General features: G+C 69.6%; 3 protein-coding genes. 1 reads left to right on the plus strand and 2 read right to left on the minus strand.

The genetic code is table 11. The features are described 5' to 3' along the window. Positions 1–57: 57 nt before the first annotated feature. Both ACWEN3_RS45290 and ACWEN3_RS45295 read right to left on the minus strand, forming a co-directional pair. Entirely contained in the window at positions 58–261 is a 204-nt protein-coding gene (locus ACWEN3_RS45290) for a cold-shock protein (protein ID WP_452984130.1), read from the minus strand. 252 nt (positions 262–513) lie between these two features. Beyond that, a complete protein-coding gene (locus ACWEN3_RS45295; protein WP_452984132.1) occupies positions 514–1,125 on the minus strand; it encodes a TetR/AcrR family transcriptional regulator in 612 nt (203 codons plus the stop codon). A gap of 94 nt (positions 1,126–1,219) precedes the next feature. On the opposite strand from ACWEN3_RS45295, the gene ACWEN3_RS45300 reads away from it, so the two are divergent. Next, the coding region (locus tag ACWEN3_RS45300) for an NADH:flavin oxidoreductase/NADH oxidase family protein (protein WP_452984134.1) at positions 1,220–2,438 on the plus strand (1,219 nt) is incomplete at its 3' end.

The raw sequence follows: 2,438 nt of genomic DNA on the forward strand, positions 1-2,438 counted from the left end.
CACAGAATTTGGCGGCCCCCCTCGGGCCCCCCCCTACTGGTTGCTACAGCCCTCTGATCAGCCGCGCACGATGTTCTGCGCCTGCGGGCCCTTCTGTCCCTGCCCGATGTCGAAGGTGACGTGCTCGCCCTCGTTCAGCTCACGGTATCCGTTTCCCTGGATCTCGGAGTAGTGCGCGAAGACGTCCGGGCCTCCGCCGTCCTGCTGAATGAAGCCGAAACCCTTTTCGGAGTTGAACCACTTCACGGTACCGCTGGCCATGTATGCCGATCCTTCGTTCAAACCAGGGAGCAGCCCTGGGTGTCCGGAGTGCTCCGGCTCCGGAGACACCGGAAGCCAGGAGTTGTTCTACCCCATGTCGGCCCGCTCATACGACTGGCGACACACGGCTGAGTTGCCCTCGCCCGCTGAGCACGTCGGCGGAGCGTCGCAGACCATCGACGCCAACCCGCGCCTCGCAACTCCCTGGACACGCGCCACCGCGAGAGACAGACACAGCCTCTGGCGCCGTACCTACTCGGACGGTGCCGTGGCCGCTCGCTGCAGCGCCGCGGAGGCGGAGAACAGTCCGTGGACGGCGGTGCGGACCTGGTCGGCGACCACCTCGGGAGAGGAGGCGTCGAGCTTGCCGTCGAGGTGCAGGAACGCCAGGCCGTGGACCAGGGCCCATACCGTGGTCGACAGCGCGTCCGGGTCGACGCCGGGGAAGGCGGTGCGGACGATGGTGCGCACATATTCCGAGATGGCGGCGGTCGCGCTGACCCGTTCCTCGCTGTTCGGATCACACGGCTCGGCGAACATCACCCGAAACAGCGCGGGGTGTTCCAGGGCGAAACGCACATACGCCACGGCGACCGCAGCGAGCTCGTCGGCGGTCGCGGGCGAGGGATGCGCGGCAGCCAGTGTTCCGGCGAGCTCACGGTAGCCCTCCGCGGCGACCGCGGACAGGAGTGCGTCGCGGTCGGAGTAGTGGCGGTAGGGGGCCGTCGGTGACACGCCGGCCCGCCGGGCCACGGCCCGCAGCGACAGCGCGGCGCTGCCGTCCTCCTCAAGCAGCTCCAGCGCCGCACGCACACAGGCCGAGCGCAGATCGCCGTGGTGATACGAGCCACCCGCTTGCGGCACAGGTCACACTCCTTCATGTTTGCAGCGCTCACATTGACGCCTAATGTGAACGCTGCACACATCGTAAGCGATTGAGATGGAGAGGGGAACTCGGATGGCAAGCGAGCTGTTCTCGCCGTTGTCCCTGCGCTCCGGACAGGTACTGCGCAACCGGATCGCCAAGGCGGCCATGGAGGAGAACATGGCCGGCGCAGGCCAGCTCCCCGGCCAGGAGCTGCTCGGGCTGTACCGGCGCTGGGCCACCGGTGGCACCGGACTGCTGATCACCGGCAACGTCATGGTGCACGCCGAGGCACTGACCGGCCCCGCCGGCGTGGTACTCGACGAGACGGCGCCGCTTGAGCCGTTCATCGAGTGGGCCAAGTCCGGCAAGTCCGGCGGCGGGGCGATCTGGATGCAGATCAACCACCCTGGCCGCCAGATCGCATCCGACATGCCCGGCGTCGTGTGGGGCCCGTCCGCGGTTGCCGTCGACCTGGGCAAGCACAGCAGCCGCTTCGGCCGCCCCGTCGCCATGACCCCCGAGCAGATCCAGGCCACCGTGACCCGGTACGCGGTCACCGCCCACCGCGCCGAGCAGGCGGGCTTCGACGGTGTGGAGGTCCACGCCGCCCACGGCTACCTGCTGTCGCAGTTCCTCTCCCCCCTGGTCAACAAGCGCACCGACCAATGGGGTGGATCTCTGGAGAACCGGGCCCGGATGCTGCTGGACGTCGTCCGCGCCGTCCGCGCCGCCGTCTCCCCCTCCTTCGCGGTCGCGGTCAAGCTCAACTCCGCCGACTTCCAGCGCGGCGGCTTCGACGCCGACGACGCACGACAGGTCATCGAGATGCTCGCACCGCTCGGCGTCGACCTGGTCGAACTGTCCGGCGGCAGCTACGAGAGCCCGGCTATGTCGGGCCGCCCCGCCGACGCACGCACCCAGGCCCGCGAGGCCTATTTCCTGGACCTGGCCAAGGACCTGGTCAAAACCAGCCCTGTGCCGCTGATGCTCACTGGCGGCATCACCCAGCGCTCCACCGCCGAGAAGGTCCTCGACAGCGGCGTGGCGATCGTCGGGATGGGCACCGCCCTCGCCGTCACCCCGGACCTGCCCGACCGCTGGCGCCGGGGCCGCGAGGCCGACGAGCAGCTGCGGCCGGTCACCTGGTCCGACAAGGCCCTCGCCTCGGCCGCCGGCATGGCACAGGTCCGCCACCAGATGCGCCGCATCGCCCGCGGAAGCCGTCCCACACCCAACACCCACCCGGCCTTCGCCCTCATCTCCGAGCGGCGGATGCAGCGACGGGCTCTGCGCCGCTACCGCGCCTGGC

The sequence above is a fragment of the Streptomyces sp. NPDC004561 genome (assembly GCF_053602155.1).

Coding starts and splice junctions, on each gene's coding strand:
- ACWEN3_RS45290 (WP_452984130.1), bottom strand. CDS start 261: ATGGCCAGCGGTACCGTGAAGTGGTTCAACTCCGAAAAGGGTTTCGGC.